The organism is Enterococcus sp. AZ101 (genome assembly GCF_050499005.1).
Classification (GTDB): domain Bacteria; phylum Bacillota; class Bacilli; order Lactobacillales; family Enterococcaceae; genus Enterococcus_L; species Enterococcus_L ureilyticus.
In genome coordinates this window covers 1,429,780-1,455,748 of the sequence record NZ_JBMHEZ010000001.1, presented here as the reverse complement: position 1 = coordinate 1,455,748, position 25,969 = coordinate 1,429,780, and the positions used below count along the sequence as shown (strand labels likewise).

At 34.3% G+C, this 25,969-nt stretch carries 31 protein-coding genes and 1 other RNA gene; 13 read left to right on the top strand and 19 right to left on the bottom strand.

Annotated features, from left to right (window positions below; all coding sequences use genetic code 11):
* Positions 1 to 6: 6 nt before the first annotated feature.
* From IGJ50_RS06930 to IGJ50_RS06915, 4 genes are all read right to left on the bottom strand, one after another.
* A complete protein-coding gene (locus tag IGJ50_RS06930) occupies positions 7 to 498 on the bottom strand; it encodes a mannose/fructose/sorbose PTS transporter subunit IIB (RefSeq protein ID WP_069640856.1) in 492 nt (163 codons plus the stop codon).
* 1 nt (position 499) lies between these two features.
* Positions 500 to 916 (bottom strand): PTS sugar transporter subunit IIA, encoded by a 417-nt coding sequence (locus tag IGJ50_RS06925; RefSeq protein ID WP_429949618.1) that lies wholly within the window; start codon positions 914 to 916, stop codon positions 500 to 502.
* 5 nt (positions 917 to 921) lie between these two features.
* Positions 922 to 1,719: an SDR family oxidoreductase gene (locus IGJ50_RS06920; protein WP_429949616.1), complete on the bottom strand. Its 798-nt coding sequence runs from the start codon at positions 1,717 to 1,719 to the stop codon at positions 922 to 924.
* A 203-nt stretch (positions 1,720 to 1,922) separates the two neighbouring features.
* Positions 1,923 to 2,876: a sugar-binding transcriptional regulator gene (locus IGJ50_RS06915; RefSeq protein ID WP_429949614.1), complete on the bottom strand. Its 954-nt coding sequence runs from the start codon at positions 2,874 to 2,876 to the stop codon at positions 1,923 to 1,925.
* 288 nt (positions 2,877 to 3,164) lie between these two features.
* Here IGJ50_RS06915 and IGJ50_RS06910 point away from each other — a divergent pair, with 288 nt between their 5' ends.
* The 3 genes from IGJ50_RS06910 (at position 3,165) to IGJ50_RS06900 (ending at position 5,248) form a co-directional block, all read left to right on the top strand.
* The gene (locus tag IGJ50_RS06910; RefSeq protein WP_207120541.1) at positions 3,165 to 3,710 is read left to right on the top strand and encodes a DUF5067 domain-containing protein; all 546 of its coding nucleotides are present in this window, start codon (positions 3,165 to 3,167) and stop codon (positions 3,708 to 3,710) included.
* Positions 3,711 to 4,794: 1,084 nt separating this feature from the next.
* The gene (locus IGJ50_RS06905; RefSeq protein WP_429949612.1) at positions 4,795 to 4,971 is read left to right on the top strand and encodes a hypothetical protein; all 177 of its coding nucleotides are present in this window, start codon (positions 4,795 to 4,797) and stop codon (positions 4,969 to 4,971) included.
* Positions 4,958 to 5,248 carry a hypothetical protein gene (locus IGJ50_RS06900; RefSeq protein ID WP_429949611.1) on the top strand — a complete coding sequence of 97 codons (291 nt, stop codon included), beginning with the start codon at positions 4,958 to 4,960 and terminating at the stop codon, positions 5,246 to 5,248. The genes IGJ50_RS06905 and IGJ50_RS06900 overlap by 14 nt, the downstream gene beginning before the upstream one ends.
* Positions 5,249 to 5,377: 129 nt before the next feature.
* Here IGJ50_RS06900 and IGJ50_RS06895 read toward each other — a convergent pair whose 3' ends face one another.
* Positions 5,378 to 5,755 carry a YxeA family protein gene (locus IGJ50_RS06895; protein ID WP_207120544.1) on the bottom strand — a complete coding sequence of 126 codons (378 nt, stop codon included), beginning with the start codon at positions 5,753 to 5,755 and terminating at the stop codon, positions 5,378 to 5,380.
* Between the two features lie 461 nt (positions 5,756 to 6,216).
* Between IGJ50_RS06895 and IGJ50_RS06890 the strand changes: the two genes are divergently transcribed.
* Entirely contained in the window at positions 6,217 to 7,470 is a 1,254-nt protein-coding gene (locus IGJ50_RS06890) for a hypothetical protein (protein ID WP_429949610.1), read from the top strand.
* Between the two features lie 405 nt (positions 7,471 to 7,875).
* Here IGJ50_RS06890 and IGJ50_RS06885 read toward each other — a convergent pair whose 3' ends face one another.
* Entirely contained in the window at positions 7,876 to 8,367 is a 492-nt protein-coding gene (locus tag IGJ50_RS06885; protein WP_429950047.1) for an Abi family protein, read from the bottom strand.
* Positions 8,319 to 8,474, bottom strand: a complete 156-nt coding sequence (locus IGJ50_RS06880; protein WP_429949608.1) for a hypothetical protein — start codon at positions 8,472 to 8,474, stop codon at positions 8,319 to 8,321. The genes IGJ50_RS06885 and IGJ50_RS06880 overlap by 49 nt, the downstream gene beginning before the upstream one ends.
* Before the next feature lie 404 nt (positions 8,475 to 8,878).
* Here IGJ50_RS06880 and IGJ50_RS06875 point away from each other — a divergent pair, with 404 nt between their 5' ends.
* Positions 8,879 to 9,097 carry a DUF378 domain-containing protein gene (locus tag IGJ50_RS06875; RefSeq protein ID WP_069640864.1) on the top strand — a complete coding sequence of 73 codons (219 nt, stop codon included), beginning with the start codon at positions 8,879 to 8,881 and terminating at the stop codon, positions 9,095 to 9,097.
* Positions 9,098 to 9,295: 198 nt separating this feature from the next.
* Here the strand turns inward: IGJ50_RS06875 and IGJ50_RS06870 are convergent, their stop codons facing one another.
* A complete protein-coding gene (locus IGJ50_RS06870; RefSeq protein WP_069640865.1) occupies positions 9,296 to 9,709 on the bottom strand; it encodes an SH3 domain-containing protein in 414 nt (137 codons plus the stop codon).
* Between the two features lie 36 nt (positions 9,710 to 9,745).
* On the opposite strand from IGJ50_RS06870, the gene IGJ50_RS06865 reads away from it, so the two are divergent.
* Complete coding sequence (locus IGJ50_RS06865) at positions 9,746 to 10,066, top strand: tyrosine-type recombinase/integrase (protein ID WP_429950046.1); 321 nt, start codon at positions 9,746 to 9,748, stop codon at positions 10,064 to 10,066.
* A gap of 101 nt (positions 10,067 to 10,167) precedes the next feature.
* On the opposite strand, the gene ffs is transcribed toward IGJ50_RS06865, so the two are convergent.
* Together ffs and tadA are read right to left on the bottom strand one after the other, a co-directional pair.
* An RNA gene (gene ffs / locus IGJ50_RS06860) (signal recognition particle sRNA small type) lies at positions 10,168 to 10,252 on the bottom strand.
* A gap of 40 nt (positions 10,253 to 10,292) precedes the next feature.
* On the bottom strand, positions 10,293 to 10,823 hold the full coding sequence (gene tadA / locus IGJ50_RS06855; RefSeq protein WP_069640867.1) for a tRNA adenosine(34) deaminase TadA: 531 nt from the start codon (positions 10,821 to 10,823) through the stop codon (positions 10,293 to 10,295).
* Between the two features lie 62 nt (positions 10,824 to 10,885).
* On the opposite strand from tadA, the gene IGJ50_RS06850 reads away from it, so the two are divergent.
* Positions 10,886 to 11,740, top strand: coding sequence for a helix-turn-helix domain-containing protein (locus tag IGJ50_RS06850; RefSeq protein WP_429949605.1), 855 nt, complete (start codon positions 10,886 to 10,888; stop codon positions 11,738 to 11,740).
* A gap of 58 nt (positions 11,741 to 11,798) precedes the next feature.
* On the opposite strand, the gene IGJ50_RS06845 is transcribed toward IGJ50_RS06850, so the two are convergent.
* Positions 11,799 to 12,134 (bottom strand): hypothetical protein, encoded by a 336-nt coding sequence (locus tag IGJ50_RS06845; protein ID WP_069640869.1) that lies wholly within the window; start codon positions 12,132 to 12,134, stop codon positions 11,799 to 11,801.
* An 82-nt stretch (positions 12,135 to 12,216) separates the two neighbouring features.
* Positions 12,217 to 12,921, bottom strand: coding sequence for a zinc metallopeptidase (locus tag IGJ50_RS06840; RefSeq protein ID WP_429949603.1), 705 nt, complete (start codon positions 12,919 to 12,921; stop codon positions 12,217 to 12,219).
* Between the two features lie 183 nt (positions 12,922 to 13,104).
* On the opposite strand from IGJ50_RS06840, the gene IGJ50_RS06835 reads away from it, so the two are divergent.
* On the top strand, positions 13,105 to 13,461 hold the full coding sequence (locus IGJ50_RS06835) for a YxeA family protein (protein WP_069640870.1): 357 nt from the start codon (positions 13,105 to 13,107) through the stop codon (positions 13,459 to 13,461).
* Positions 13,462 to 13,516: 55 nt separating this feature from the next.
* Here IGJ50_RS06835 and IGJ50_RS06830 read toward each other — a convergent pair whose 3' ends face one another.
* Together IGJ50_RS06830 and treP are read right to left on the bottom strand one after the other, a co-directional pair.
* Complete coding sequence (locus IGJ50_RS06830) at positions 13,517 to 14,521, bottom strand: nucleoid-associated protein (protein ID WP_429949601.1); 1,005 nt, start codon at positions 14,519 to 14,521, stop codon at positions 13,517 to 13,519.
* Between the two features lie 152 nt (positions 14,522 to 14,673).
* A complete protein-coding gene (treP, locus tag IGJ50_RS06825; protein ID WP_069640872.1) occupies positions 14,674 to 16,140 on the bottom strand; it encodes a PTS system trehalose-specific EIIBC component in 1,467 nt (488 codons plus the stop codon).
* Positions 16,141 to 16,380: 240 nt separating this feature from the next.
* On the opposite strand from treP, the gene IGJ50_RS06820 reads away from it, so the two are divergent.
* Positions 16,381 to 17,745, top strand: a complete 1,365-nt coding sequence (locus IGJ50_RS06820) for a TrkH family potassium uptake protein (RefSeq protein ID WP_069640873.1) — start codon at positions 16,381 to 16,383, stop codon at positions 17,743 to 17,745.
* A 578-nt stretch (positions 17,746 to 18,323) separates the two neighbouring features.
* Here IGJ50_RS06820 and IGJ50_RS06815 read toward each other — a convergent pair.
* Together IGJ50_RS06815 and IGJ50_RS06810 are read right to left on the bottom strand one after the other, a co-directional pair.
* Positions 18,324 to 18,524: a cold-shock protein gene (locus tag IGJ50_RS06815; protein WP_010761095.1), complete on the bottom strand. Its 201-nt coding sequence runs from the start codon at positions 18,522 to 18,524 to the stop codon at positions 18,324 to 18,326.
* Positions 18,525 to 18,851: 327 nt separating this feature from the next.
* A complete protein-coding gene (locus tag IGJ50_RS06810; RefSeq protein WP_207120551.1) occupies positions 18,852 to 19,043 on the bottom strand; it encodes a hypothetical protein in 192 nt (63 codons plus the stop codon).
* A 246-nt stretch (positions 19,044 to 19,289) separates the two neighbouring features.
* Here IGJ50_RS06810 and IGJ50_RS06805 point away from each other — a divergent pair, with 246 nt between their 5' ends.
* A complete protein-coding gene (locus tag IGJ50_RS06805) occupies positions 19,290 to 19,892 on the top strand; it encodes an HAD family hydrolase (RefSeq protein WP_207120552.1) in 603 nt (200 codons plus the stop codon).
* Between the two features lie 99 nt (positions 19,893 to 19,991).
* Here IGJ50_RS06805 and lepA read toward each other — a convergent pair whose 3' ends face one another.
* Complete coding sequence (gene lepA / locus IGJ50_RS06800) at positions 19,992 to 21,827, bottom strand: translation elongation factor 4 (protein ID WP_069639994.1); 1,836 nt, start codon at positions 21,825 to 21,827, stop codon at positions 19,992 to 19,994.
* A 317-nt stretch (positions 21,828 to 22,144) separates the two neighbouring features.
* On the opposite strand from lepA, the gene IGJ50_RS06795 reads away from it, so the two are divergent.
* Genes IGJ50_RS06795 through IGJ50_RS06785 form a run of 3 tightly spaced genes read left to right on the top strand, consistent with a single transcriptional unit; the run spans position 22,145 to position 24,618 of the window.
* Positions 22,145 to 23,365, top strand: a complete 1,221-nt coding sequence (locus IGJ50_RS06795) for a GNAT family N-acetyltransferase (protein WP_429949597.1) — start codon at positions 22,145 to 22,147, stop codon at positions 23,363 to 23,365.
* A gap of 53 nt (positions 23,366 to 23,418) precedes the next feature.
* Positions 23,419 to 23,898, top strand: coding sequence for a nucleoside 2-deoxyribosyltransferase (locus IGJ50_RS06790; RefSeq protein ID WP_069639992.1), 480 nt, complete (start codon positions 23,419 to 23,421; stop codon positions 23,896 to 23,898).
* A 42-nt stretch (positions 23,899 to 23,940) separates the two neighbouring features.
* Positions 23,941 to 24,618 (top strand): hypothetical protein, encoded by a 678-nt coding sequence (locus tag IGJ50_RS06785; protein WP_069639991.1) that lies wholly within the window; start codon positions 23,941 to 23,943, stop codon positions 24,616 to 24,618.
* A gap of 281 nt (positions 24,619 to 24,899) precedes the next feature.
* Here IGJ50_RS06785 and IGJ50_RS06780 read toward each other — a convergent pair whose 3' ends face one another.
* Both IGJ50_RS06780 and IGJ50_RS06775 read right to left on the bottom strand, forming a co-directional pair.
* Complete coding sequence (locus tag IGJ50_RS06780; RefSeq protein WP_069639990.1) at positions 24,900 to 25,304, bottom strand: organic hydroperoxide resistance protein; 405 nt, start codon at positions 25,302 to 25,304, stop codon at positions 24,900 to 24,902.
* 168 nt (positions 25,305 to 25,472) lie between these two features.
* A complete protein-coding gene (locus IGJ50_RS06775; RefSeq protein WP_207120553.1) occupies positions 25,473 to 25,913 on the bottom strand; it encodes a MarR family transcriptional regulator in 441 nt (146 codons plus the stop codon).
* Positions 25,914 to 25,969: the final 56 nt, after the last annotated feature.

Here is a 25,969-nt window from a genome sequence, read left to right as displayed (position 1 = left end):
TCCTCCTTAATTCGTAACTGCTTCTTTTAATTTCCCTTCAAAATCGATTTTAGGATCTGTTGCAACAACACGGCAATCTAACGTAACTGCTAATTCTTTCAGCTCATAGAATGCCTCTATATCTCTTTGACTAACAGAGATGGCTTTCGTGATCTGTGTTTTACCATTTCTAAATTGCATACCGCCGATATTGATTGTCTTTAATGGGACCCCACCTTTAACTAATGCTACAACTTCGCTAGGATTCGTAAATAAATAGAACACTGTTTCTGTTTTGTATTTAGGATTTTGATACACTTTGATGGCTTTTTCTACGTCAACAATATTGACTTTGATCCCTGGAGGTGCGGCTTGTTTAACTAAGGTTTTGCGGATCTCATCTTCATTTACTTCTTTGCTAACAACGATGATTCGTTGAGCTCCTGCTTCTTTAGCCCAAACAGTTGCTACTTGTCCATGGATCAATCGATCATCGATTCTTGCTAATTTTATTTCCATCTCAAAATTTCTCCTCGTCTTTAATAACTTGTTCTTTAAATGATTTTACAGTTTCAGCCGCAGCTTCTTTCACTATGTTAACGACTTGACTGAGCGGTGTTGCATCAATCATAGCCGCTACTTCCAACACCATTGGTAATGACATACCTGAAATCACTTCGATCTGCAGTGTTGGTTCTTTCATACAAATACTACAGCTAGCATTGTAAGGTGTGCCGCAGAAAAGATCCGTAATAAGCAGCGTTTCTTCATTTGATTTTTTAAGGTCTTTCATTATTTTTTCAGACAAGCTTTCTAATCCATCATGCTTGGAAAATTCAATCGCAGAAAAATGAGATAATTGACCAAAAATCATTTCAGCAGAGTTTTTCATCTCTAAAGCAAGTTTTCCGTGCGCTACTAGCACTACTTTTGTCATTCAAGTTACCCCCTCGTCTTCCCACCAGCAACATTGATTGTCACCCCACTGAGATAACTAGAACGATCTGATATTAAATAAACGACTAAATCTGCCACCTCAACCAATTTTCCACTTCTCCCCAGTGGAATTGTACTTATTTGACTGTAGCCCGCTCTGATTTCGTCCACTGTCTTTCCTCTCGTATAAGCTAAAGCGGATTCATAACTTGCTGTCCGTAAGCCCGTTTCCTCCATAATACCTGGTGCAATCCCTACTACTCGAATGCCTAATTTGCCTAATTCTTTTGACCAAGAACGAGTAAAGCTATTGATTGCCGCTTTAGTTGCAGCATAACAACTTTGTCCTTCTGAACCCTCAAGTCCACTTTCAGAAGACATATTGATAATCACACCAGCTCCTTCTTTGATTAAGTATCGACTAACAGCTTGACTCATTAGATAAACGCCTTTTTGATTAATATTCACCATCTTTTCAAAAAGTGCGTCATTTAATTCATAGGGACTATCCAATTGATTTGTATCTGCCAACAGCGCTGGAATGTTAATTCCCGCATTATTTACCAAGGCATCAATTTTTCCAAACATATCTATAGTAGATTTAACAGCTTGTTCCACAGATACACGTGTCGTTACATCCGTTTGAATAAAAGAAAGGTTTTCATGCTCAAAAGTCCCTTCTTGCAAATCTGTATTTACTACTTTGACGCCTAAATGACACAATTCCTTGACTATCGCCGCACCGATACCTGAAGATCCACCTGTTACGATAACCGTTTTTTTCTCTACTTCTAACCAGCTCATCAGAACACTCCTCACATTCGTGATTTAATATTAACTTATGTGATATCACAAACTCATTATATGTATGTGCTTTCACAATGTCAAGCACTTTTTCACATTTGTTATTCCTAAATCACAAATAACGTCCTAGAGAACTAAGTTTTTTAGTTTTCTAGAACGTTATAAAGTTAGGGTTTCAACTTGATTGAACCAAATTTAATGAATTATTTTTTTCTTGATTGTGCCAAGATTTCTTTTGCTGTTTCTTCAGTAGTTACAAGGGTCGTCAAGAGTTGTCCTTTTAATGCAGCCACAATGCTTTGCGCTTTTTCTTTTGACTCAGCTATACCAATCTTTATTGGCGTTTCTCTCAACTGATTAATGGTGATGCCAATGATGCGATCATCTAATTCACTAGCTATTGGTAATCCTGCACTATTAAAAAAATGAGAAACAATATCTCCTGCGATATCTCTTTCTGCCAATTCACTAAGTATATCTTTACCATAAAATGCTTGCCAAATATCCTTTTTGCTTAAATGAGGGCTTCCAATACCGAAAACCGCTATATCCAATTGTTCCCATAACTGAAGCAATTTCTGATTAAAGGCATTTTTCATCAAAGCCTCTTTAAGTTCCAATGTTTCAGGAATAGCAGGTGCATCAATCATCAATGCTTTAGCCCCCATTTTTTTTGATGCAGTGTATGCAATAGTATTGACATGATACTCACTAGCTAATTTTCCTGATGGGCCGCCAATCATAGGCAGACAAACAATATCTTTTGATTCAGTATGCCCCATTTCGTTCACCATTGAAGCTAAAGAATGTCCCCATGAAAAACCAACATTCATCCCCGTTTCTAATTGCTCAAATAAATAATCGGCAGCAGCTTTTCCAATCACTTGTTCTTTTTGCTGTGTACTTGCCTCAATGGCAATTGGTACAACAATAGCTTTATGTAATCCAAATTGTTGCTCTAAGGCTTGCTCCAACGAATACGTCTCCGAAAGATCATAATTGATCGAAATTTTAACGATCCCTTCCTCTCTTGATCGTTTTAATAATCGACTGATTGTTGTACGGTGAATATTTAATTCTTTTGAGATCTGACTCTGATTTTTATCTTCTTGATAATACATTTCTGCTATCCTGATTAATAATTTTTCTTCATCCATGCAATTACTCCTTTTTCCCTTTTTAACAAAATATATCATAGGTATCACATTTGTGAAAGATAAAAGAACAATCATCGTACTTTTAATAAAGATAACTAACTATAAAATGGAACAAACAATAGACCGAAACATCAGCATTTTTTCAATTCTCACATTACTAGTAAAAGTCACCTTGTTATTTAACAAGATACAAGGTAGTATAGAATAAAATGTCCCTATAAAAAAGAACATCGCTTTTATTTTATAGGGTCTTCTGTAACTATTATTTGATAAAGTGAGGATATAAGAATGAAAAAATTGGTGAGTATAGGAGTCTTAACTCTATGTTGTGCAACCTTGGTTGCTTGTGGTGGAAATACAGCATCAACAGAGGATAAAAAAGCAGATAATTCTTCAAGTTCTGAAAAAAATATGGAAAAAGTCTATTTTAAAGATGACACTTTAAAAATCGATATGGCTACTCTTAAAATATTATCCACTGAAGTTTTACCTGCTGACGAAAATTTACTTAGAGAAAAACCGCAACTGGCCATTACCTATGAAGTAACAAACGATAGTAAGGATTTAATTTCAGCTTCAACTGTTTGGATTGCTTGTATGTCATTAACTCAAGAAGCTGAAGAAGTTCTCAATAAATTAACTGTTGGAATGACTCCACAAGATGAAAAATTTGCGCAATACACCGAACATCAACTAGACGACATTAAACCTGGCGGTACAGCCAAAGCACTTATTTCTTATGATCTAGATGATTCACAAACACCTGTCATTTTGAAAGCGACGCAAGGAATGGCTGGAGAAGAGCTTGGTGAAAAAACAATCAATTTGAAATAGCAAGTGCCTCCAAGTCGTTTTCTAGATTCAAAAAAAGAGCATCAGTCATTGAATCATGGCTGATGCTCTTTTTTTGTATAAAAACTTTCACGTATTTTTCAAAATAGTTTCATCTGTAAAAAACTATTTTCTTTCAAAAAATTAATTGACCTGAGGAAACAATCGTTTTAAATCAATATACGCGTATAAAGTAACTTCACTCATCCACACTTCTTCTGAAATAAAATGCCCTGAATCAGCCAGATCAGTAAATAAATCATAAGCCATACATTCCAGTTCTTTATTTGTTTCCCCTACTGGCTCGTTATAAAAGGAATGACTTTTGTAACCTGTTCTAATTCAACAACATCTTCTGCACTCAATTTTAACACGTCTATTCCCTGATCACACTCGTTATATTTTTCACTTTCAGACAAAAAAAAGGCCTATAAGCCTTGATAAATCGATCATCTAATCAGACACATGGCGACACCTACTTAATTTTAAATAACAAGTACATATAATTGCAAATCCTTAGAAAATCTGCCTTCCTTCGTCTTACCTATCTTAATAAAAAGAATATAATTACATATGGTTACAAATTTCTTAATTCTTTTATGCTTCCTAATTTCATTTTTAAAATAACGATATTATAGTTCAAATCCACTCTCTTAATATTTTATCTTTTTAACATATTTACTAATCATTTTACAACTGGTTAAGTATCTCACGCTAGACAAACGAGAACAAACGTTTGTATAATATACTTAGGTGATGATAATGAGATATGTAAAAACTGTACATTTAAAAGAGCATATACGACCAGCGCAATATTTTTACTCGTTGCACCTGGTCCCATTTCGAAAAGTATCCTCTAAACGCTTAAACATAGAGGGAACGATTTATAATCTATGGTCCTTTCCTAAGATAAAGAAAAAAGACTATTTAGCTGCTTTCACGCTTGAGAAGATCGACCACTTTATTGTTTTAGAATATACTGACCCCTATCAATATTTGACTTTATCAAGTAAAAAAGTTTATAACCTGGATGATTTTAAAATGGAAACAAGGCGTATGGAATATATATTTGACCAGTGGAATTATAGTGAGATGGAGTGATCTTGTGAATATAATCGATGAATACGAATCCGGTCTACTGACCTACCAAGAATTTCAAAAGTACATATGGGGTTGTGGTCAGAGGCTAATTAATGAGGTTGGGTTGGATGAATTTATATTTTACTTAAATGCTGAGGAGGGTGAATATCATGAACAAGAATAGCTATGTTGCAGTAGTAGATAAGATTAGGGTAATAAAGTTGTTCCCCGATATGCTAGTGCGTTTTACGTTGCATACCGCTTTCGCTGATGTCAATTGCCTTGTCAGTAAGAAAGAACTCGCTAACCTTATTCTTTTACTTGAGGACGGGAAGTTCGAGGTTGCTACCTTTGGTCATTATAATAATCGTCAGAAATTTGTGATCGAGAAATTTGCAGTAAAAAACCCTGATAGCTTTATACGCGAGTTTGTCTTAAAACCATTAAAATCAATTGCATAAAATAATTTCCTCCCCTCTTTGCGTATCTTAACGTAAGGAGGTTTTTATATGGATCAGATAAGTTTGCTATAATTTTCCCGAACACAATAAAAGACCCTTGCAAACACTAGGGTCTTTTCGCTTAAATTTTTATTTACTAAGTTCTTTTCTCACCTTGTTCGGAACTTCATTTTCCGAAATTTGAGTTGGATTATTTACTCTTTCTTTGCTTATTTCTGCTCTAATATATGCCCCTGATTCGAATGGTTTTGGGGTTTTCCCAGACAACTCAAAATCCATCTCTTGTTTGTCTCCGTTTTCTTTCACGAACGTGACTTTGTACTTATAAGAGTAAGTATCTTTTACCTTTTTACCATCAATATCCAAAGTATCTGACATTTCAGGAACCTCAGTTGGAACCTTCGCATACGCTACCGTAGTATTATATGTTTGATTGTAGTAATCAAAAGCAAAGTAACCAATAGCGCACAATGCAATAAGTCCGATCAATCCAAGTATTTTCTTCATAGTGATTCACCTCGTATAATTTAATTTAGTATAGTTTAGCACTACGGAAACAATTTTAACCATGTATTCTTCTAACAATTTTGTAACTTTATTCTATAAATAGCCTCACTATAGGTGTATCAAATTATAAATTTTTTACAAAAAACCGCCTCGATGAAAGGGCGGCATGATGATTGTAACAAACGCATAGATAGGTGTTCTGTTTTAGTTTTTAGTGGGTGGATGGAGTTGTCAAAAATACTGACCGGTTAGGGTCGGTATTTTCGCTATCCCATAAATAATTTTAAAGCCCCGATCATCACACTAGCCAAAGCAATAGTGGTGCGGCTCGTTGGGAGTTTGAGAGTTTAGAGGATGCTGCGGAGTTGTATAGGTTGCTGGTGCTTAGTGTGGATGTTGAGGATAGGATTGCCGATTTAGTAGGAAATAGTATATAATTAGTAAAAAAGGATATGATAAAATTGCAAAAATTAAAATCGTTATACTTTAAGGTTAAAAATAAACTTTCGGACGGTAGCATAGACAGCTATCATTACCAGATAATTTTTTATTGTATGTTTCCCTTCGCACTATTACTATTTCTTGCTCTGGAAGTATTTATTTTTAATAATATTTTAAATAATTTTCACTCTACAATACTTACAGTTTTTGAACTCTTCAGCGGAGTTATATTCTTTATAATTAATATTTACTTACTCTTTTTTTTTACAAGAAAAATAGTTTCTTTTTTCAAACATAAATATATACTATTGTTACTCTCGATTCTTCCAACATCTTTATTTCTTTTAATAGCTACTCTATTTTGGTTTAGCGTTGTACTTGTAGGTATTCAAAAAATTTTTACCCTTACTTTTAATTTTAATATGCCAGTTTTATCTCCATATGTATTTTTAAAACTTGTTGCTAACTTTTCAACTATAATTGCTCCAATCACGATCTTATTTCTTTTACCTATAGCTATTTCACTTTCACTGAATTCACTTTTACCTAGACCATTACAAAAAAAAGACATTTCAACAAAACAGAAATTAACTCGAATGAGTATAAAATTATCTTTTATACTTATCGCAATCTTTATTTCATATATATTTTCAATAATTAGTATAGAAACTTTTGCTTCTATATCTATGCTTACAACATTATTTACTTTTATATGTACTCCAAAAACAATTCTCCGTATTTTTTCTACTCAAAAAAATATAGAAGGTAAAAAAATTACTGATGATGTTCTTACAAAATTCGAGATGATAAAATTTGTTTATTATGAATTTGTTTTTGCATGGTCAATTTCTATTTATATTTTTAATCCTGAAAAAACCGAAGATAGAATTAAAATATTTTTTATTTCGTTCTTTATTTTAATAATTACATCGGCGGCTATTCAATGGTATCTAAAAAAAGAAAAAAGTGATTTTTTTTCAAAATGGATAGTTGATAACGAAGATGATGAGATTGAAAAGTCGAATGGTGAAAATATAAAATCTAATAAAGAAGTGAGTAAAATGATCGAAGCCATAAAACAATACTTAAACAAGGAAATCTTTATTGACGGATGTTATGCTAAAATTATAGATGCTTTGATATGTTCTGATGGTGATTTTTTTGATGTTAAATTTACTTCTGGTGATAAAAACGGGACTAAAAAAAGATATTCTGCTTCAGATGCTAATTTCATAAAAAGTTTACCAGACTTAAACAAGCCCCCGCAATCGTGAGGGCTTTTTCTTTGCACAAAAATACCGACCGATTAGGGTCGGTGTAAGTATTATGTATTTAACTTTTTTTGATTTTTTTATAATTATTCCTACGAAGAGGCTTGGGAAACAAATAGGAAAATGCGTTTCTATCCTTAAATCCAAGCAAAACAGCACCTTGATCACTACTGAAACTATTATTGACAACGACCTACCAATATTTTCGTAATTATAGTTTTCATTTATACTCTTTATAAAATGCTTAGTAATAAAGAACATCACAGCAATTCTATTGGAATAAGTATTCCTATTTTCAAACTGAAATAAATAGGGTTTCCACTCGTTACGTATTTTAGGTGTTGTAGTTAATTTCAAATCAATTACATTAGAATTATGCGCACAAATATTTCTAATAAATTTTAAACCTTACAGCCACGACATGAGTTCTTCTGCTGTGTAGCCATAGTAAGAAGCTAATTTCCTGAGGTTATTTTTAGACATCAATTGAAGCAAAACTAAAATATCCCCAAAAGTCAGCACATCCACCGTTAACCAAATAGTAGGAAATCCGTTTGCATTTAAATTTTTCTTGTCTTTAATATCATGGGAGCTTGATAATCTAATTTTCTCTTTTAAGTAATACTTGCAGTATTCTTCACGATTGCACCAACTACTAAAGTTAAGATAACCATATGCTTTATAATTTTTCCCTAAAATATAAGCAACTTTAGTTTTCAAGGAAACTTCTATTTTTTCAATGGCATGCATTAGGTACACTCTTAAATTTTTATCTTGGTAATATCTGGTTAATACATTATCGAACTCGACATTTTCGTACTGTCGTTCTTTTTCTCCATTTTCCAGAGTTACTACTTTTGATAATGGGAAAGCAAATTCTTTGAATTTATAATAACTAATCTTTTCAAGTTTTTAACTGCTTTTTCTCTGTTAGTAACTAACATTCCTCTACTCTCAAATAACGATAATTGATTTTCAAAACTTAGATGTTCCTGAACTTTATCCATGTTATTCTCCCTATAAAAAGAGCTCCCACATCAGAACGTATCTGGCCAATCGGCAGTGAGAGCATTGTCGTCTTATAAGTTAATAATAACAGAATTGTTACCGTAGTCAACAGAAAAGATTGAAATTCTTTACTTTTCTATCTCAACTCATATTTAAATTATAATAAACTTTAACAAGTATAATCAACCACTATTCTGTCAAATCCTTGTCACAACTCTCCCGTAATTCTATGTACAAGCCCTCCTTGATAGGAGGGCTATTTTAACATAAAAAACGCTAAAACAAATCAATCATTCTATCATATAAATTAAATTATTCAAAAGGAAAACTCTCATGAGCTTTGTATATGAAAAATTATTGTTTATAGCTTATACTTAAAAATATTAAAGAAGGAGGAATATATATGAAAGCTTTAGATTCTGTTGCATTAGCGTTGGTTATTGTCGGGGGATTAAACTGGTTATTAGTCGGACTTTTTGAATTTGATTTAGTAGCAACTATCTTCGGAGGATCAACTACAATACTTGCAAAAATCATTTATGTCTTAGTAGGTCTATCTGCGATTTATTGTTTAAAATTATTTCCATTGATTGCTAATAAAGATAGAATAGATACAATGTAAATATCAATCACTCTGCAGCAACTGCCAATAAAGGTAGTTGCTTTTTTATTTTCCAGAAAACAAAAAATCCCACCTCAAAAGAGATGGGAAAAGGAGTTTAGTACTCTGGGGAGTGAGTACCTTGAAAAAATGTTAGGGTCAGAAATTGGTAATTTCAATTTACTACTTCTTCTGATATTTTGCAAATAATATAATTATTTAATTAAAAAATCCTCTACCCAATGTCGTATCAATCTGTCCGTCATCAGGACCAACAGCAACATAACGGCGACTGTCACCGTAATCAATGTAACTGATCCGAACGTAGTTAGCAGATTGTACATAACTATCATAAACAATTGATTCGTACGGATCATACCAAGCTAATGCTGCACTATCAACTGTAGTATGTCTAGATACAGGCAAGCTTTGATTTGTTGTAAACACGCCTGACATCGCAACTCGTTGTCCTGTTTGAGGTTTTGTTGGTGCTGGTTTAGTTGGATTGGTCGTACCATTCTCTGTCAATCCATTAAACAAATCATGTTGCAACTGCACTTTACTAATACCCCAACTTGCCAAATAGCTATAAGGATCAGTGTGATCGCCCAACCAATTTTGAGTAACCCACAAGTGAGTTTTGATCCCATAAGGTGTACTATCATCTAAATCAAATGTAAATCCAGTCTAACTAGCAACTATATCTTTGTAGGTAAAACCGGCAAACTTATACAGGTCAATTCATTAAATAGATCTTTAAAAACAATGAATGCTAATTTAGGTAAGTATAGAATTAAGAATAAACAACTTTCTAGCCATATTTTTAGGCACTCTCATATCTTTTTACTTACTGAGTTAAACGTACCAATAAAAGCTATTATGGAACGTGTAGGCCACAGTGATGAAAAGACAACTTTACAGATTTATACTCACGTTACGACAAAGCAAAAAACTGACATTGTAGAGAAATTAAATAACATAGGTTTATAGCACAAAAGAAGCATTCTAGCAATGCTTCTTTTGTGCTTCCTAAGTATATTTTTTAATAAAAAAACGTCTCTAGCATCGCTAGAAACGTTGATATAATCACATTCAATTCAGACACATGGCGGCACCTACTTAGTGCTGCTTCCTTCCGGATCTGACACGCTTCGTAAGCCCACCATTGTCCTAGCCTTTCGGCAAGATTTAGTATACCGCATTTTTGGTTACTTGGCTAGTCTTTCTGTTGATTTTTTAAAAGTTTCTTTTCCTCCCGTAATTTTTTAAAAAAATTTGAAAGAAGTTGCCCGCATTCTTGCTTTAAAATGCCTGATTCTACATAAGCTACGTGATTAAAGCGTTCATCTTCTAACAAGTTCATTAATGTTCCCGCTGTTCCGCCTTTTGGGTCTACGGCTCCATAATAAACTTCGTTGACTCTAGAAAGGATCATCGCACCACTACACATCGGGCAAGGTTCTAAGGTGACAAATAACTGCGCTCGCTCTAAACGCCAATTATCAATTGCCTCACAAGCTTGCTTGATGGCAAACATTTCTGCATGAGCAGTAGCATCTTGACTTTCTTCACGAAGATTATGTCCACGACCTATGATTTGTCCATCCAATACAACAATCGCCCCGATAGGTACTTCTTTAATGGCTCCTGCCTTTTTTGCTTCACTGATGGCTTCTTGCATAAATCGTTCTTTTTCTGCTATCGTTAGACTGCTCGTCTTCTCACTCAAGTCATTTCCACCTTTCATTCACTTTAATCATTAAACCTTTTTCTCTTGTTCATGGTACAATAAAGTTGTGAGGTGTGTCTATGACTATTGAAGATTTAATCGAATTATATCCTACCGGAAGAATCCAGCAAACAAAAGCTTCTAGCGAATGGCTTTCACTACCGATTGCTGGAAGCTATTTTATCCTTGCTAAAGAAGCATTACAAGAAACAGAAATTCGTTTGTTAGAAACAATTTTCCCTTCAAAAGAATCAATTGTTGATCACAAAAAACATCCTTGGTATGACTATTTATTTAATCAAACAGCTCTAGAAAGTGACGGAACATTCCGCATCATTCAATTCCAAATCAAAAAGCCCAAAGATTTTTTACAGTCAGAATGGGAAAACAGTATACAAGAAATCTTTTCCAATTTTGAAGATTTTTTCTTTACTACCGAAAATGATGGCGCTTTAATTGAAAAATACTATAAAAATCATTACACTCTAGAAGATATTCAAAGTATCTTTTTAACTTTGGATGCTGACTTTGATTCATCCACAACTGCATTTGTTGGAAATTTTTTCCAAGCTAACGAACATTTGCCAAATTTATTTCAAGAAGAGCAGTATATTTTTAAACAAGAAGCACAAAACCTTCGGGGAAAATCTGCATTCTCATTACCCGATGTGGCTCTACATTATTTTACTAAAGAGGCCATGAACCAAAGCAAAATCATTACAACTTTTGCTAGCCAACTGGTTTTGACTAGTGAGATTCGACAAATCATTCTTGCTCTTTGGCATAACCAAGGAAATATTAGTTCTACTGCTAAAGATTTGTATATGCATCGCAATACCCTCCACTATCGCTTGGAAAAATTTTATGAACAAACTGGTCTTTCTTTAAAACGTATGGATGATCTTGTATTTTGCTATTTATTAATCACAAAATAAAAACACAAAAGGACTGAGATATATCTCAGTCCTTAATATCCATATACTCTCTGCTTTTTTACATCATTTCTTCTACAAAGGTAACCAAGCGATCTTTTAAATTCTCAGTATTGCCTTTTAATGATTCCCCGTAAGAAGAGATTTTCTTTCTGCCGTCTTTGACTTTGCCTAAAATATTCATCATAGAATCAAGCTCATCATCAGATAAATCATCTACAATTCCTAGCAATTTTTCATTTCCACCAAATTTATCGTTCACGAATTTTTTTGCCTTGAAACGATTCGATACATGGTAAACTTTTTTGACGATTTTCTCAGATGCGATCACGGCAACTGAAACACTTGCTACTGCTGCAATGCCTAAGCCAATACTAATTTTTGTTGATGTTTTCATTCTTTTCAGCTCCTTCTTACTATCTATCATAATGATAACACACTCTTAAAAATTGCGGTAATAAAACAAAATCGTCTACTATTTAGTTCCTACGATTGTTTCCTCCAAATAAAATAATCAGACGAAGCAGTTGTAAAAATGTAGCTAAGGCCGCGGCTACATAGGTTAAAGCTGCGGCAAATAGAACTTTCCTTGCCATCGGTACTTCTTCTTCTGTCAAAATATTTCCATCTGACAGAATCTTTAGCGCTCGTCTTGACGCATTAAATTCTACCGGCAATGTAACTAATTGAAAAAGTAACGCCAACGAAAAAGCGAAGATTCCAATATTGATCAACGTCTGATTCCAGCTAAACAAGACACCAATTAAAATAATTGGAAAAGATAACGAAGAACCAAAATTAGCTACAGGAACAATCGCCGCACGTATTTTTAACGGACTATAGCCAGTATGATCTTGTACCGCATGTCCACATTCATGGGCTGCAACACCAATTGCTGCAACAGAAGTTGACTGGGCTGTTGCTTCTGATAAACTTAAAGTCTTATTCCCAGAATTATAATTATCAGTTAAATTACCATTAATTTGTTGAACGCCAACATCGTTGATCCGTTCTTTTTGCAAAATATATTGAGCCGCTTTTGTACCCGTCACTTTATTTCGACTTTGGATTTTATCGTATTTTTTAAATGTACTATTTACATAAGCAGATGCAGCCATTGAGATCAGTAACCCAACAATAACTAGAATATAGGTTGGATCAAACATTGCATAAAAAGGCATCATATTCTCATTCCCCCTGTCTTTCTTCTATTGTATCACGAGTTTCTAAAAAAAGTGTAACTATACCTTGACGAATTTATGAACTCTCACAATTGCCACTCTAACAAAATTGTCACATTATTATAAGCCAATTCTATGGCATCTTGATTAAAAAAAAGGCATACTACATAATAAGAGGTGACGATAATGAAAAAAATACTACTTTTCATCCTACCATTCGTACTTTTGTCAGTTGCGGTTGGGTTTGGCTATAATTATTATTACGGTGGTAAAGACTACTATACTCGAGTGGGAACACCTGATGAAATAAAAACAGGGAAATTCGACAATGGCGAGAAATATACAGAATATGATTATACTCAAATTGCGTTTAATAAACAAGGTGAAAAAGACGTCCAAGTACTAAGAGAAATTCGTGAGAAACCCTTACGAATAAATGCTTATTTAAAATTGAAAGTCAATCCTAAAAAAGGTGTACTAAGCTGGGAAGAAGTGCCTGAAAACACAATCCCTAAAAAAGCACTTGAGCAACTAACTGATTGAACCCTATTGAATCATTAAGAAAGCACTTCATCACAAAGAATGAAGTGCTTTTTAGCTATAACTGATTACTGATTTTTTCGATATTTTTCAAAACGATCGAAACTGTTCCGTCTGGGTTATTTACAAATTCAATCAAATCCCCATTACGATAAACCTCAATTGGAACAATCAACTCAATACCATTACTCATTTTTAATTTTTGCTTCCCAAATTTTTTCTCTGAAATCTCTCTTGCTTCTCGAACTGGCGGTGTCTTATCAACAAATTTTGACTCATTGACTTCATCTTGGTAAGCCATCCGAGCTGAAATATTTTCTTTAAACACTAATTCAGCTATTTGTTCATTATCAATTGTGCCAGTTTCTTCAATACTTTCATACACAGCCTCTTTGACGGACGCAATTAGTTCAAACTCATCTTCATTAAATTTTTTTCCAATTCGTTTTACCGCTTTTTTTATTTCTTTCATGTTTTCTTCTATAGAAGGTGCTGGTTGTGATTCAATTACTTTTTCTGAAAAATACCAAATTTTTTCGCCAGAAAATTCATAACGCTTTTCTAGTAACTCATATGCTAAAGTATCTAGATTAACCGTCATACCTTCATCTGGTTTTTGTGATTTTGAAGGTAAAATCGCTCGATTAATGATCAATTTATTGAAGACAGCTTCATCTTCATAATCCACATAATGCGTGTAACTTTCTTTATAGTTCAATTTGATCATAGCTAAATGCATCACAGTATCCAACTCGTATAAAATAAACAGAACATCGGCACTTGGTGCATCTTCACTGCCTGAGTATACATCATACCAGTGTTGCGCTAATAGCTGACTTTTTTGAACAAAATCATTGGGAATTCCTCTCATCTTATCCACAAACATACTTTCTTCAGCTAAAATACCCGTTTTTGTTTGGGCAGTTGATAATTTTGTTATTTTACTCGTTAGATAGACCCGAATATACTCTGTTGTTAAATCTAATTCCTTTGCTGAAAATACCGGAGTTCCGGTTTCACGATCAATAATATGCAAAATAGCACTTTTTAAATAAATATCCATCTGACATTCTCCCTTTTCTTAAACCCTATTTAGTCTACCTGAAAGAAGAAAAAAAGCCAACTATTTTCTTAAAAGAAAAAAGAGATAACAAAAAAAGTAAGACAGTCAGACACCGTCTTACTTTTTAAATAAAAATAATTTTATTTCATTGACTAACTTTCTTTCACAAATAATTTACCTGTCACTTCATCCACAGGATCAAGCTTATTAAAAATACCTTTTCTTCTAAAAATATACGTTAAAATAAATGGAACAACAACGGCAATTATCATGGCACCAAAAAATGCTAGGTAATACTGTGGTACGATTGACAGAATTCCTGGTAGCCCACCAACACCGATACTGATTGCTTTAACATTCAAAAGAGTAGCGAATAGTCCGGCACAAGCAGAACCAATCATTCCAGCCACAAAGGGGTATACATATTTTAAGTTGATTCCAAACATTGCAGGTTCCGTCACACCAAGGTAGCAAGAAATCATCGCTGGAATCGACACTTGCTCTTCCTCTTTATTTCCTCTATGCATGAATACAACAGCCAATACGGCAGACCCTTGAGCAATATTTGATAGTGCGATCATTGGCCATAAATTGGTAGATTGAAAATCAGCAATCAATTGCAAATCGATCGCATTTGTCATGTGATGCAGCCCCGTAATGACTAATGGCGCATACATGAAACCAAATACGGCACCGAATAACCAGTTCAATGACGAAGTTAAACCTGCATTTACGATATCTGATATCCAACTACCGATGGCCCAACCAATTGGTCCTAAAATGACATGAGCTGCCATAACAGTTGGAACTAAAGCAAATAACGGTACGAAAATCATAGAGACTGCTTGTGGAATAACTTTTCTAAAAAATAGTTCTAAATAAGCGAGTAAAAATCCAGCTAGCATAGCTGGAATAACTTGCGCTTGATAACCGATCATACTCACTTGGGCAAATCCAAAGTCCCAAAACGGAATATCAGCAGCAGCTGTACTTGCTACGTCATAAGCATTTAATAATTGCGGTGATACTAATGTAATCCCCAAGACAATTCCCAAAATCTGCGTTGTTCCCATTTTTTTAGTAATACTCCAAGTAATACCAACCGGCAAGAATTGAAAAATTGCTTCACCAATCAGCCATAAAAACGAATTGACACCACTCCAAAATTGTGAAACCTCAACTATTTTCTGTCCATCTAAAAAGCTAAATGGAATCCCTTCCAACACATTACGAAAGCCTAAAATCAGCCCACCGATCACTAATGCTGGAATCAAAGGTGTAAAAATTTCAGCTAAAACAGAAATTGCTCGCTGAATCGGATTAAGATTTTGTTTAGCCGCAGCTTTTCCTTGTTCCTTGGAAACGCCTTCAAGTCCGGATATAGTTGAAAACTCATTATAAAATTGCGGTACCTCGTTTCCGATGATCACTTGAAATTGTCCAGCATTTGTAAACGTCCCTTTTACCGAAGGAATTTTCTCAATCGCCACAGTATCTGCTTTACTAGGATCATTTAACACAAAACGCATTCGAGTTGCACAATGTGAAACAGCAGCGATGTTTTCTTTGCCCCCTACATTCTCTAACAGTTTTTTTGCATCTTCTTGAAACTTACCCATTTCCTTTGCTCCTCTCAAGTAACTTGTATATACAATTAACTTTATGTTTGTATAATACTTTATAATTCAAATTTTTACAAGCGTTTTCTTTTGAAAAAATACTTTCTGTTGCCCCTCATTGCTATAGAATAGAAAAAGAATTTTCTTATTACTGGAAAATATTCCGTAAAATGGTACACTTGGATTTATCAAATAAAATAAAAAATACTGTACGATCATAGTATTTTTCCCGAGGAAAAGATGAAAAAAAATAAAATTGTGATTAAAGTAAAGAAACGTTTATCAGCGGTTCAAATTATAGCTCTGGGGTTTATTGTGTTAGTTTTTGTTGGCGGAACGCTGCTATCTTTGCCGATATTTTCACGTAGCGGCCAATCAACACCTTTTATCGACGCCTTATTTACTGCTGTTTCGGCTGTTTGTGTAACTGGTCTAACTACTCTCAATACAGCTTTGCATTGGAATGCTTACGGACAACTACTTATTATGATCTTGATTGAAATTGGCGGCTTAGGCTTTATGACAATGCCCGTCATTTTATATTTTATTCTGCGTAAAAAGATTACGCTGAGTACACGTATATTATTGCGCGAGGCTCTTAATTTAGACGATATGTCTGGTGCCTTCCGTTTGATGATGTATGTGGTTAAATTAGCTACTGTCATTCAATTAGCCGGGGCTGCGCTACTTGCAATTGAATTTGTGCCAGAATTCGGCTGGAAAAAGGGGTTGTTTTTTGGACTTTTCCATTCGATATCTAGCTTTTGCAACGCTGGTTTTGATTTATTAGGGGATAGCTTGACGCCTTATCAAGCGAAGCCTTATGTTTTATTCGTGATTGGTTTCTTGATTATTTCTGGCGGACTTGGTTTTATTGTTTGGCAAGATCTATTGCAGTTTAAAAAGAAACGAAAATTCTCTTTACACACGAAAATTGCACTCATTACGACTGGATCATTGTTGCTTGGAGCATTTGCCATCTTTTTCCTAACTGAACATAATGCCAGTCAGTTAACAACTGGAACAAATTTTTTTGATCGACTGGCCAATACTTTTTTTATGTCTGTCACCCCAAGAACTGCTGGTTATTATTCGATCGATTATATGCAGATGACTAACGCCGGATTGATTACGACAATCTTTTTGATGTATGTCGGCGGGACATCCGGCTCGACAGCTGGTGGTCTAAAAACAACAACATTTGCTGTATTGGTCATTCAGATCGTCTCTATTTTTAAAGGTAGAACACGAGCAGAATTTCAAGGACGAACAATCCGAAACAGTACCGTATTTCGCGCACTGACACTATTCTTTATCACATTGACTTTGTGTGTACTTTCAATCATGCTTTTAACAATCACCGAACACATCCCAGAAACTTCTGGGATTGAATATGTTGCCTTTGAAGTCTTTTCAGCTTTTGGTACAGTGGGTTTGACTATGGGGCTGACACCTGAACTTACTGGTATTGGAAAAGTGATTATCATGTTATTAATGTACATCGGACGTGTGGGTATCTATACTGTTGGCTTCTCACTATTAACGAAAGGACAAAAACAACAAGCGAAATTTAAATATCCAGATGAAAGTGTTATGATCGGATAAAAAAGATAAAATCCCAAAAAGAAATGCACTCAATTGATAAATTTTCTAGCGCATTTCTTTTTGAGTTTTTTTATTTCTTTTTCCAATTATTATAAATATATAAATAAAAAAATCCCACCTTCAAAAGAAGGTGGGAAAAGGAGTTTTACTCTAAAGAGTAAAATGAAAAAATAAAAAGGGTTGTTGTTGGTATGTATTTATAATACTATCCTTTAAAAAAAATATCAACTAATATCCCTCGATGAATTAACATTTTTTTTAAATAAAAAAAGTACTTTTTTTTTCTTACTAATGAAATAGAAAGTAGTTAGCCTAATCCACATCATTAATCCATTTTTTCATTTGTTGTTTTTCTCTAAAATATAATAATAATCAAAAAAATCCCATCTTAAAAATAAGATGGGAAAAGGAGTTTTACTCTAAAGAGTAAAATGAAAAAATAAAAAGGGTTGTTGTTGGTATGAATTCATAATAACTTCAAATAAATGAAAGTTCAAGCAATAAGACTCGAAGACAAAATTATTCAAAAGCAAAAAAAGAACGATTCAATTTAAATTGAATCGTTCTGAAATTTTAAATTAGTTTTTTACAATGTTTACTGCTTGTGGTCCACGTTGACCTTCTTCAATATCAAATGATACGCTTTGGCCTTCGTCTAAAGATTTAAATCCGTCACCTTGGATTGCTGAAAAATGAGCGAATAAATCTGTTCCGTTATCTTGAGTAATAAAACCAAAACCTTTGTCTGCGTTAAACCATTTCACTGTACCTGTATTCATAAATGTGTTCCTCCTAGTGCTTTTAGCACGATTAATTTTTGCAATACCTTTGTGATAAAAAAAGAGGAATTAAAACACCCTTACGAATGAAATGACCTATTAATTTAAATTACAATTATACTACATTTCCTATTATATGACCTTACTGTCTGAAAGTCTACATAATTCTTCAATTATGAGAAAAAACTCATTTTTATCCGTCACTCAATAGAAAATCCCATTTCATTTGAAATGGGATAAGGATAGTTATTTGTTAAGGTATTGATTTTTCAGACTTGTTAAGTCTACTATATAACAGCTATACATGCAAACATATTTTTCAAAAATCTATTTTTTTGTGTAATAAATACGATCTAACGCAATCGTTGTCAATAAGAAAGCTCTATGGTTTTGTGTGTCATCAATTTCAATATGGTACTCATCTCCACCTAACGTTAACTTTCTTTTATCAATATCGCAAAGAATTTTATCTTGCATAGAAATAATGTTTAATCTGTTGACATATTCCCACGTCAGCATACTAAGCACTTGTTCTATTGTTTCACGACTCCAATTTAAAACTATAGGGAGAATTTAAATCGCTCATCTATAGCTATCCTTGGAATTTGAACCCGAGTAGAGATCATTACATAAATTTTCTTAATTTTTTTAAATATTCTTTATTTCACCGACTCACTATATTAAGATTAAATGAAGCAACCAATTCAGAACGATAAAAATCAGTTATTTTAAACAGTAACTTTATTTAACGAAGGAGAGTTTCAGATGATTAAAAATATTGTTTTTGATATGGGAAATGTTTTGATTTCATACAAGCCTAAGGACATGCTAAAAAAAAAACTAGCGGATGAAGATGATCAAGAAATATTGTGCAATGAGCTATTTCATTCTGTTGACTGGCTTAAATTTGATAGAGGTACTATAAGAAAAGAAGCATTCAAGGTTAACGTTTCTCAACGTGTACCTGCCCATCTAAAAGAAGTAGCATTTGATCTTTTAGATAATTGGTATAAAGAGATTCATCCTATTAACGAAATGGAGTCTATCATACATGCTCTAAAAGAAGAGGATTTCAACCTATATATTTTATCCAATGCGTCTTCAGATTTTCATTATTTTAAAACTAAAATTCCAAATTTTAATCAATTTGATGGAGTGTTCTTATCATCAGACTGGAAAATGCTTAAACCGGAAAAAGAAATATATCAAGCATTTTATTCCCATTTCAACTTGAATCCATCAGAATGTTTTTTTATTGATGACATGCCTGCCAATATTGAGAGTGCTTCAAATACTGGTATGAATGGGTACGTTTTTAAAAATGATTTCCAGCAATTAACCGCTACTCTTAACGCTTTAAATCAATAACCAGAGACTTTAATCAAGTAATCAAAGACAAATAAAACGACCGAAAATCACAACAACTATTTTCGATCGTTTTATTTAATTTTATCGGAATTATTATCTTTATTTCTTCGGTTCGTCCTCGTCCATTTTCAGAACTGCCATGAACGCTTCTTGCGGAACTTCCACAGATCCAACTTGTTTCATACGCTTTTTCCCATCTTTTTGTTTTTCCAACAACTTACGTTTACGTGAAATATCTCCACCATAACATTTAGCCAAAACATTTTTCCGCAACGCTTTGATTGTTGAGCGAGCAGTGATTTTTTGACCGATTGCAGCTTGAACTGGCACTTCAAATTGCTGGCGTGGAATTAATTTTTTCAACTTCTCAACGATTACTTTGCCACGTTCAAAAGCAAAATCTTTATGCACAATAAAACTCAATGCATCGACTTTCTCTGAATTCAACAGAATATCCATCTTAGACAGATTACTCTTGCGGTAACCAATCATCTCATAGTCTAATGAAGCATAGCCTTTTGTACCAGATTTCAAACGGTCAAAGAAATCATATACGATTTCTGATAAAGGCATATCGTAAATAACGTTCACTCGGTATTCATCTAAATAATCCATCGTCACAAATTCACCACGTTTGCGTTGTGAGATTTCCATTACAGCACCTACATATTCATTAGGCACCATGATCGTTGCTTTAACGTATGGTTCTTCTACAAAATCAACACTGCTTTGATCCGGAAATTCAGCTGGATTATCTACTACGATTTTCGTCCCGTCTGTTTTAGTCACATGATAAATTACGGACGGTGCTGTCGTAATCAAATCAAGATTAAATTCTCGTTCTAACCGTTCTTGAATAACATCCATATGCAGCAAGCCTAAAAATCCGCAACGATACCCGAAGCCTAAGGCCTGAGAAGACTCCGCTTCAAATTGCAACGCAGCATCATTTAATTGTAACTTTTCTAACGCTTCACGCAATTCAACATAACGCGAATTGTCGATTGGGTACAATCCGCAATAAACCATTGGATTCATTTTACGATAACCAGCTAATGCCTCTTTTGCAGGATTATTGGCTAAAGTAACCGTATCCCCAACTTGCGTATCGCGAACTGTTTTGATAGCGGCAGTAATATAACCCACGTCACCAACCATTAGAAAATCACGACTGATTGGTTTTGGTGAAAAGATCCCTACATCTGTTACTTCAAACGTTTTGTTATTATTCATCATCATGATCTTATCACCAGGCTTGACAACGCCATCCATGATCCGTACATTCAAAATAACCCCACGATAGCTGTCATAAACAGAATCAAAAATCAACGCTTTCAAAGGTGCTTCAAGATCACCTGTCGGCGCTGGAACCAAATCAACGATTTGTTCTAAAATATCCTCAATCCCAATCCCCGCTTTTGCACTAGCTAAAACTGCATCACTGGCATCGATCCCGATTACATCCTCGATTTCTGTGCGAACACGCTCTGGATCTGCTGCAGGTAAATCGATTTTATTGATCACTGGAATAATTTCCAAATCATTATCCAAGGCTAAATAAACATTTGCCAACGTTTGCGCTTCGATACCTTGCGCTGCATCAACGACTAAAATCGCACCTTCACAAGCTGCTAAACTTCTTGATACTTCATACGTAAAATCCACATGTCCAGGAGTGTCAATCAAATGAAAGATATAATCTTCCCCATCTTTTGCTGTGTACGTTAATTCAACAGCATTCAATTTGATTGTAATCCCACGTTCTCTTTCTAAATCCATCGCATCGAGTAATTGGTCCTGCATTTCACGATCCGAAACAGTTTCAGTTTTTTGTAAAATCCGATCAGCTAGTGTGGATTTTCCATGGTCAATATGAGCAATAATGGAAAAATTACGAATTTTCTCTTGTCGTTGCTTCATTTCATTTATATTCATTAATAGTCCTCATTTCTTTTATGAAAAGCTGTATGAGCTTGTGATTTCATTCAATGATTTATTCGCTCATCGCTCAGATCATTTTCAATCAGCACTACCCATTATAGCAAGATTTCCACTAGAATTAAAGAACTTTCCTGTGCTTCCATGTGGCTTTTAATTATCTCATGATCTCTTTCATCATTTTACAACAAAGCAAATGAATCCATAATAGACAAACATTTAATCGCTCTTTACCATTTTTTAGTAAGTAATACTCTATTTATTCGACTTTTTTTGATATACTAGTCTTAGAAAAACTAATTGGAGATGGAAAAATGGACCAAAAAGAGTTCAAAGATAATTTAGAATTAAAAGTTGTCGACGAAAAATATGTTGATCAATTCAATGAATTGTTAAGCTATGTCTTTCAATTTACTGAAGCTGATTTAGAAGAAAGTGGCTATGAAAGTAAAAAGGAACTGATCAAATCAAAACAGCCGATTTTAGAACAGTCAAAAGTTTTTGGTTGGTTTTATGATAATCAACTCATTTCTCAAATAGCAATTTATCCTTGTGAGGTCAATATTCACGGTTCACTTTTCAAAATGGGCGGAATTACCGGTGTTGGAACTTATCCAGAATATGCCAATCATGGCTTGATGCAGGATTTGATTCATCTCGCACTAAAAAATATGCGAGAAGATAAACAATGGATTTCTTATTTGTATCCTTATAATATTCCTTATTATCGTCGAAAAGGCTGGGAAATCATGTCTGATAAGTTGTCTTTCAGAATTCGTGATACGCAGTTACCAAGACAAGTTAACATGCCAGGGATGGTAGAACGTGTAAGTGTCAGTCATGAAGATGTCTTTACTGTCTATGCAAAATTTGCCCGGCAAAATCATGGTGCCTTGATTCGCAGCGAATTTAACTGGGAAGAATACTGGCGCTTTGAAAATGAAGATGAACGAACTGCCGCCGTCTATTATGGTGCAAACCAAGAACCCTTAGGCGTCCTTTTTTACTGGGTCGCTGAAGATGTTTTTCACATCAAAGAAATGTTTGCCATCAATCAGGAAGCACGCAAAGGTTTATGGAATTTCATTGCAGCTCATTTTTCAATGATCGATTGGGTTGAAGGCGATATTTACAAAAATGAACCATTAGCCTTTTTATTAGAAGACAGTCAAATCAAAGAAACGATTGAACCCTACTACATGGCTAGGATCGTTGATGTAAAGGAAATGTTATTGGCTTACCCTTATAGCAGTACGGCAAAACCTTTTCATTTTGTAGTGAATGATCCCATTGCGGAATGGAATAACGGTGTCTTTAGTTTATTATGGGATGAAGATGATCAGGTTTCTATAACAGACGAACCGCTAGGACAAGCTGTGCATATCGATATCCAAACTTTGACTTGTTTATTGATGAATTATCGGAGACCTTCTTACTTGCATCGTATCGAGCGCCTAGTGACAGATAAAGAAACCTTGAATTCTTTGGAACGGATTTTACCCGATCAAGAAGCTTACTTTAGTGATTATTTTTGATTGGTCTCATTAACTCAATAATGTGAAAAAAATTTTGCTGGAGGAAATTGAACATGAAAATCTATTTTGCTGGACCGATGTTTGCAAAAGCAGACTTACTTTATAACGAATACTTGGTTAAAAAAATTCGTGACTTAGCTGATTCAATTGAGGTCTACTTACCACAAGAAAATGGTGCGATCAATGATAAGACAGCTTATGCTGATAGTAAGATGATTGCACTAGCCGATACTGAAAAAGTACTAGAAAGTGACCTACTGATAGCCGTTTTAGATGGGCTTACGATCGATGCAGGCGTTGCTTCTGAAATTGGTGTTGCATATGCCAAAAACATTCCAATGATTGGTCTATATACAGATACTCGCCAACAAGGTGCTGACAATCAAAAAAAATTGCAAGCTTTAGGGGATATAGCTGAAAATCAATTTCATTATCTTAATTTATATACAGTCGGCTTAATAAAATTAAATGGTTCCGTTGTAACTAATGAGCAAGATTTCTTAGACTTAATAAAAAAACAATTAGCCAAATAATTGAACGACATGATTTAAAATACAAATAGCGGAGGCTTTTATATGAAATTAGACTTTGAGGATAAACAAGAAAAAAGTGCTTTTTATTTTTTATTAGCATTTGGTTTTATTACATTACTCGTCAACATCGTCAAAACTTTTATAGTGCAACCAACAGAACAATATGTGCTATTGACTGTTGAAATGATTGCCGGAATTGCGGTAATTTTCTTACCCTTTGTGTTTACAAAATTTACTGGACTGGTTTTCCCAAAAATGGTCCGTCTTTATTATTGGTTTTTCATTTGGATCGCAGTTTTTCTTGGGACTGGTTTACGTTTGATTATTATTGTCCCCTTTTGGGATAAAATATTGCACGCCGTCAGTCCGATTCTACTAGTAGCTGTGGGGTATGCTATCATTGGTTATTGCCTTCGTGATGCCGATTTTACTAAAGTCAGTCCTTGGTTATTTATTATTATGGGCTTTGCTTTTGCTGGTCTAGCTGGTGTTTTTTGGGAGTTTTGGGAGTTTCTTTGTGATTCACTTGGAAATATGAATTTACAACGTTATATGACAGAAGCTGGTCAACCTTACATCGGACGAGAAGCGTTGATGGATACGATGGGTGATTTATTCACAAATACGATTGGGGCATTGATTTTAACCGTTTATAGCTTTACACAACGTCACAAGCCAGAGTATTTTAAAGCTTATGCTTTCAGAAAAGTGAAGAAATAAAGTGAAAAAGGGGGCTGAGATATAACTTTTCGAGTTATATCTCAGCCCCAAGTAATCCGTATAAACGGTGGGAGCAGAAGCAATCTCTACACTTCGCTTCGATCACATCAAATTCTAAGTGCTAAAGCACTAAGATTTGAAGGTTTCGGAAATAAGCTGAAATTCACAAAAATTTGAAGAGCAATTTCCGTGAATTTCAGCTTATTTCTCGGGATTAAACACTCCTGTCCCAACCTCTCCTAAAATTCGACTTAAGAGTGGTCAAAAAGCAGCCCTTACAGTTATTCTACTTCTAACTCAACAGAAATATTACCTCTAGTTGCTTTTGAATAGGGACACACTTCATGAGCCGCTTTGACTAATTCTTCAGCTGTTTCACGATCAACATCATCGATTTTTACTGATAACACGACGCCAACTTGAAACCCAGATTGTTCATCACTAAATAGTGAGACAGTCGCCTTCACAGTACTTTTAGAGGTGATCTGTTTTTGTGCCATTACAAGTTCCAATGCACTATTGAAGCAAGAACTGTAAGCTGCTGCAAATAATTGTTCCGGATTTGTTTTATTTTCTTGGTGTGGACCAGGAGATGTCACTTGATAACTAAAAGATTTGTCTGGTGAGAAAACTTCCCCTTCTCTTCCGCCTGTATTGATGATTGTTGTTGAATAGATTTTTTTCATGATTTTTTCCTCCAATTCCTATTATCATAACCGCATCGTACAATTAAATTGTACACAACATTTATAACGATGTACAATAGTTTGCTTCAAAAAAATTACAGTTACTAAAAACTTCAAAAAGTTGGCATTGGAACAATCCACTCTTTTTGAAGCCTTTTGGTTCATATACTAATGATTGATTTCACCAATTTGTTTACTTAGAGAGTTGATTTGTTCAATCAATAAAAAATAATCTTTTTCATCAAAATCAAGTTGATTTAAACACCCTTCTACTTGATCATAAATCTCCATTTCTAATAGACTCGCTTTTTCTGAAAGCGAAATGATCACGATTCGCTCATCTTCTGGCAATCGATCGCGATGAATGTACCCATTTTTTTCCATTCTTTTCAGCATGGGCGTCAATGTTCCTGTATCAAGCGCTAGTTTTTCACCAATATCCGAGATTCTTTGATCTGAGTATTCCCACAAAACGAGCAATACTAAATATTGGGGATAGGTTAAATGAAATGGCTTCAACGCCTTTGCATACATTCTATTGAATTGTTTTGAGGCTGTTTGTAAAGAAAAACACAGCTGTTCTTCTAATCTTCTACTTTTTTTATCCACTGGATCCCTCTTTTAAATTGTTGATATAATAGTTAGATTCTACACAATATCGGTTT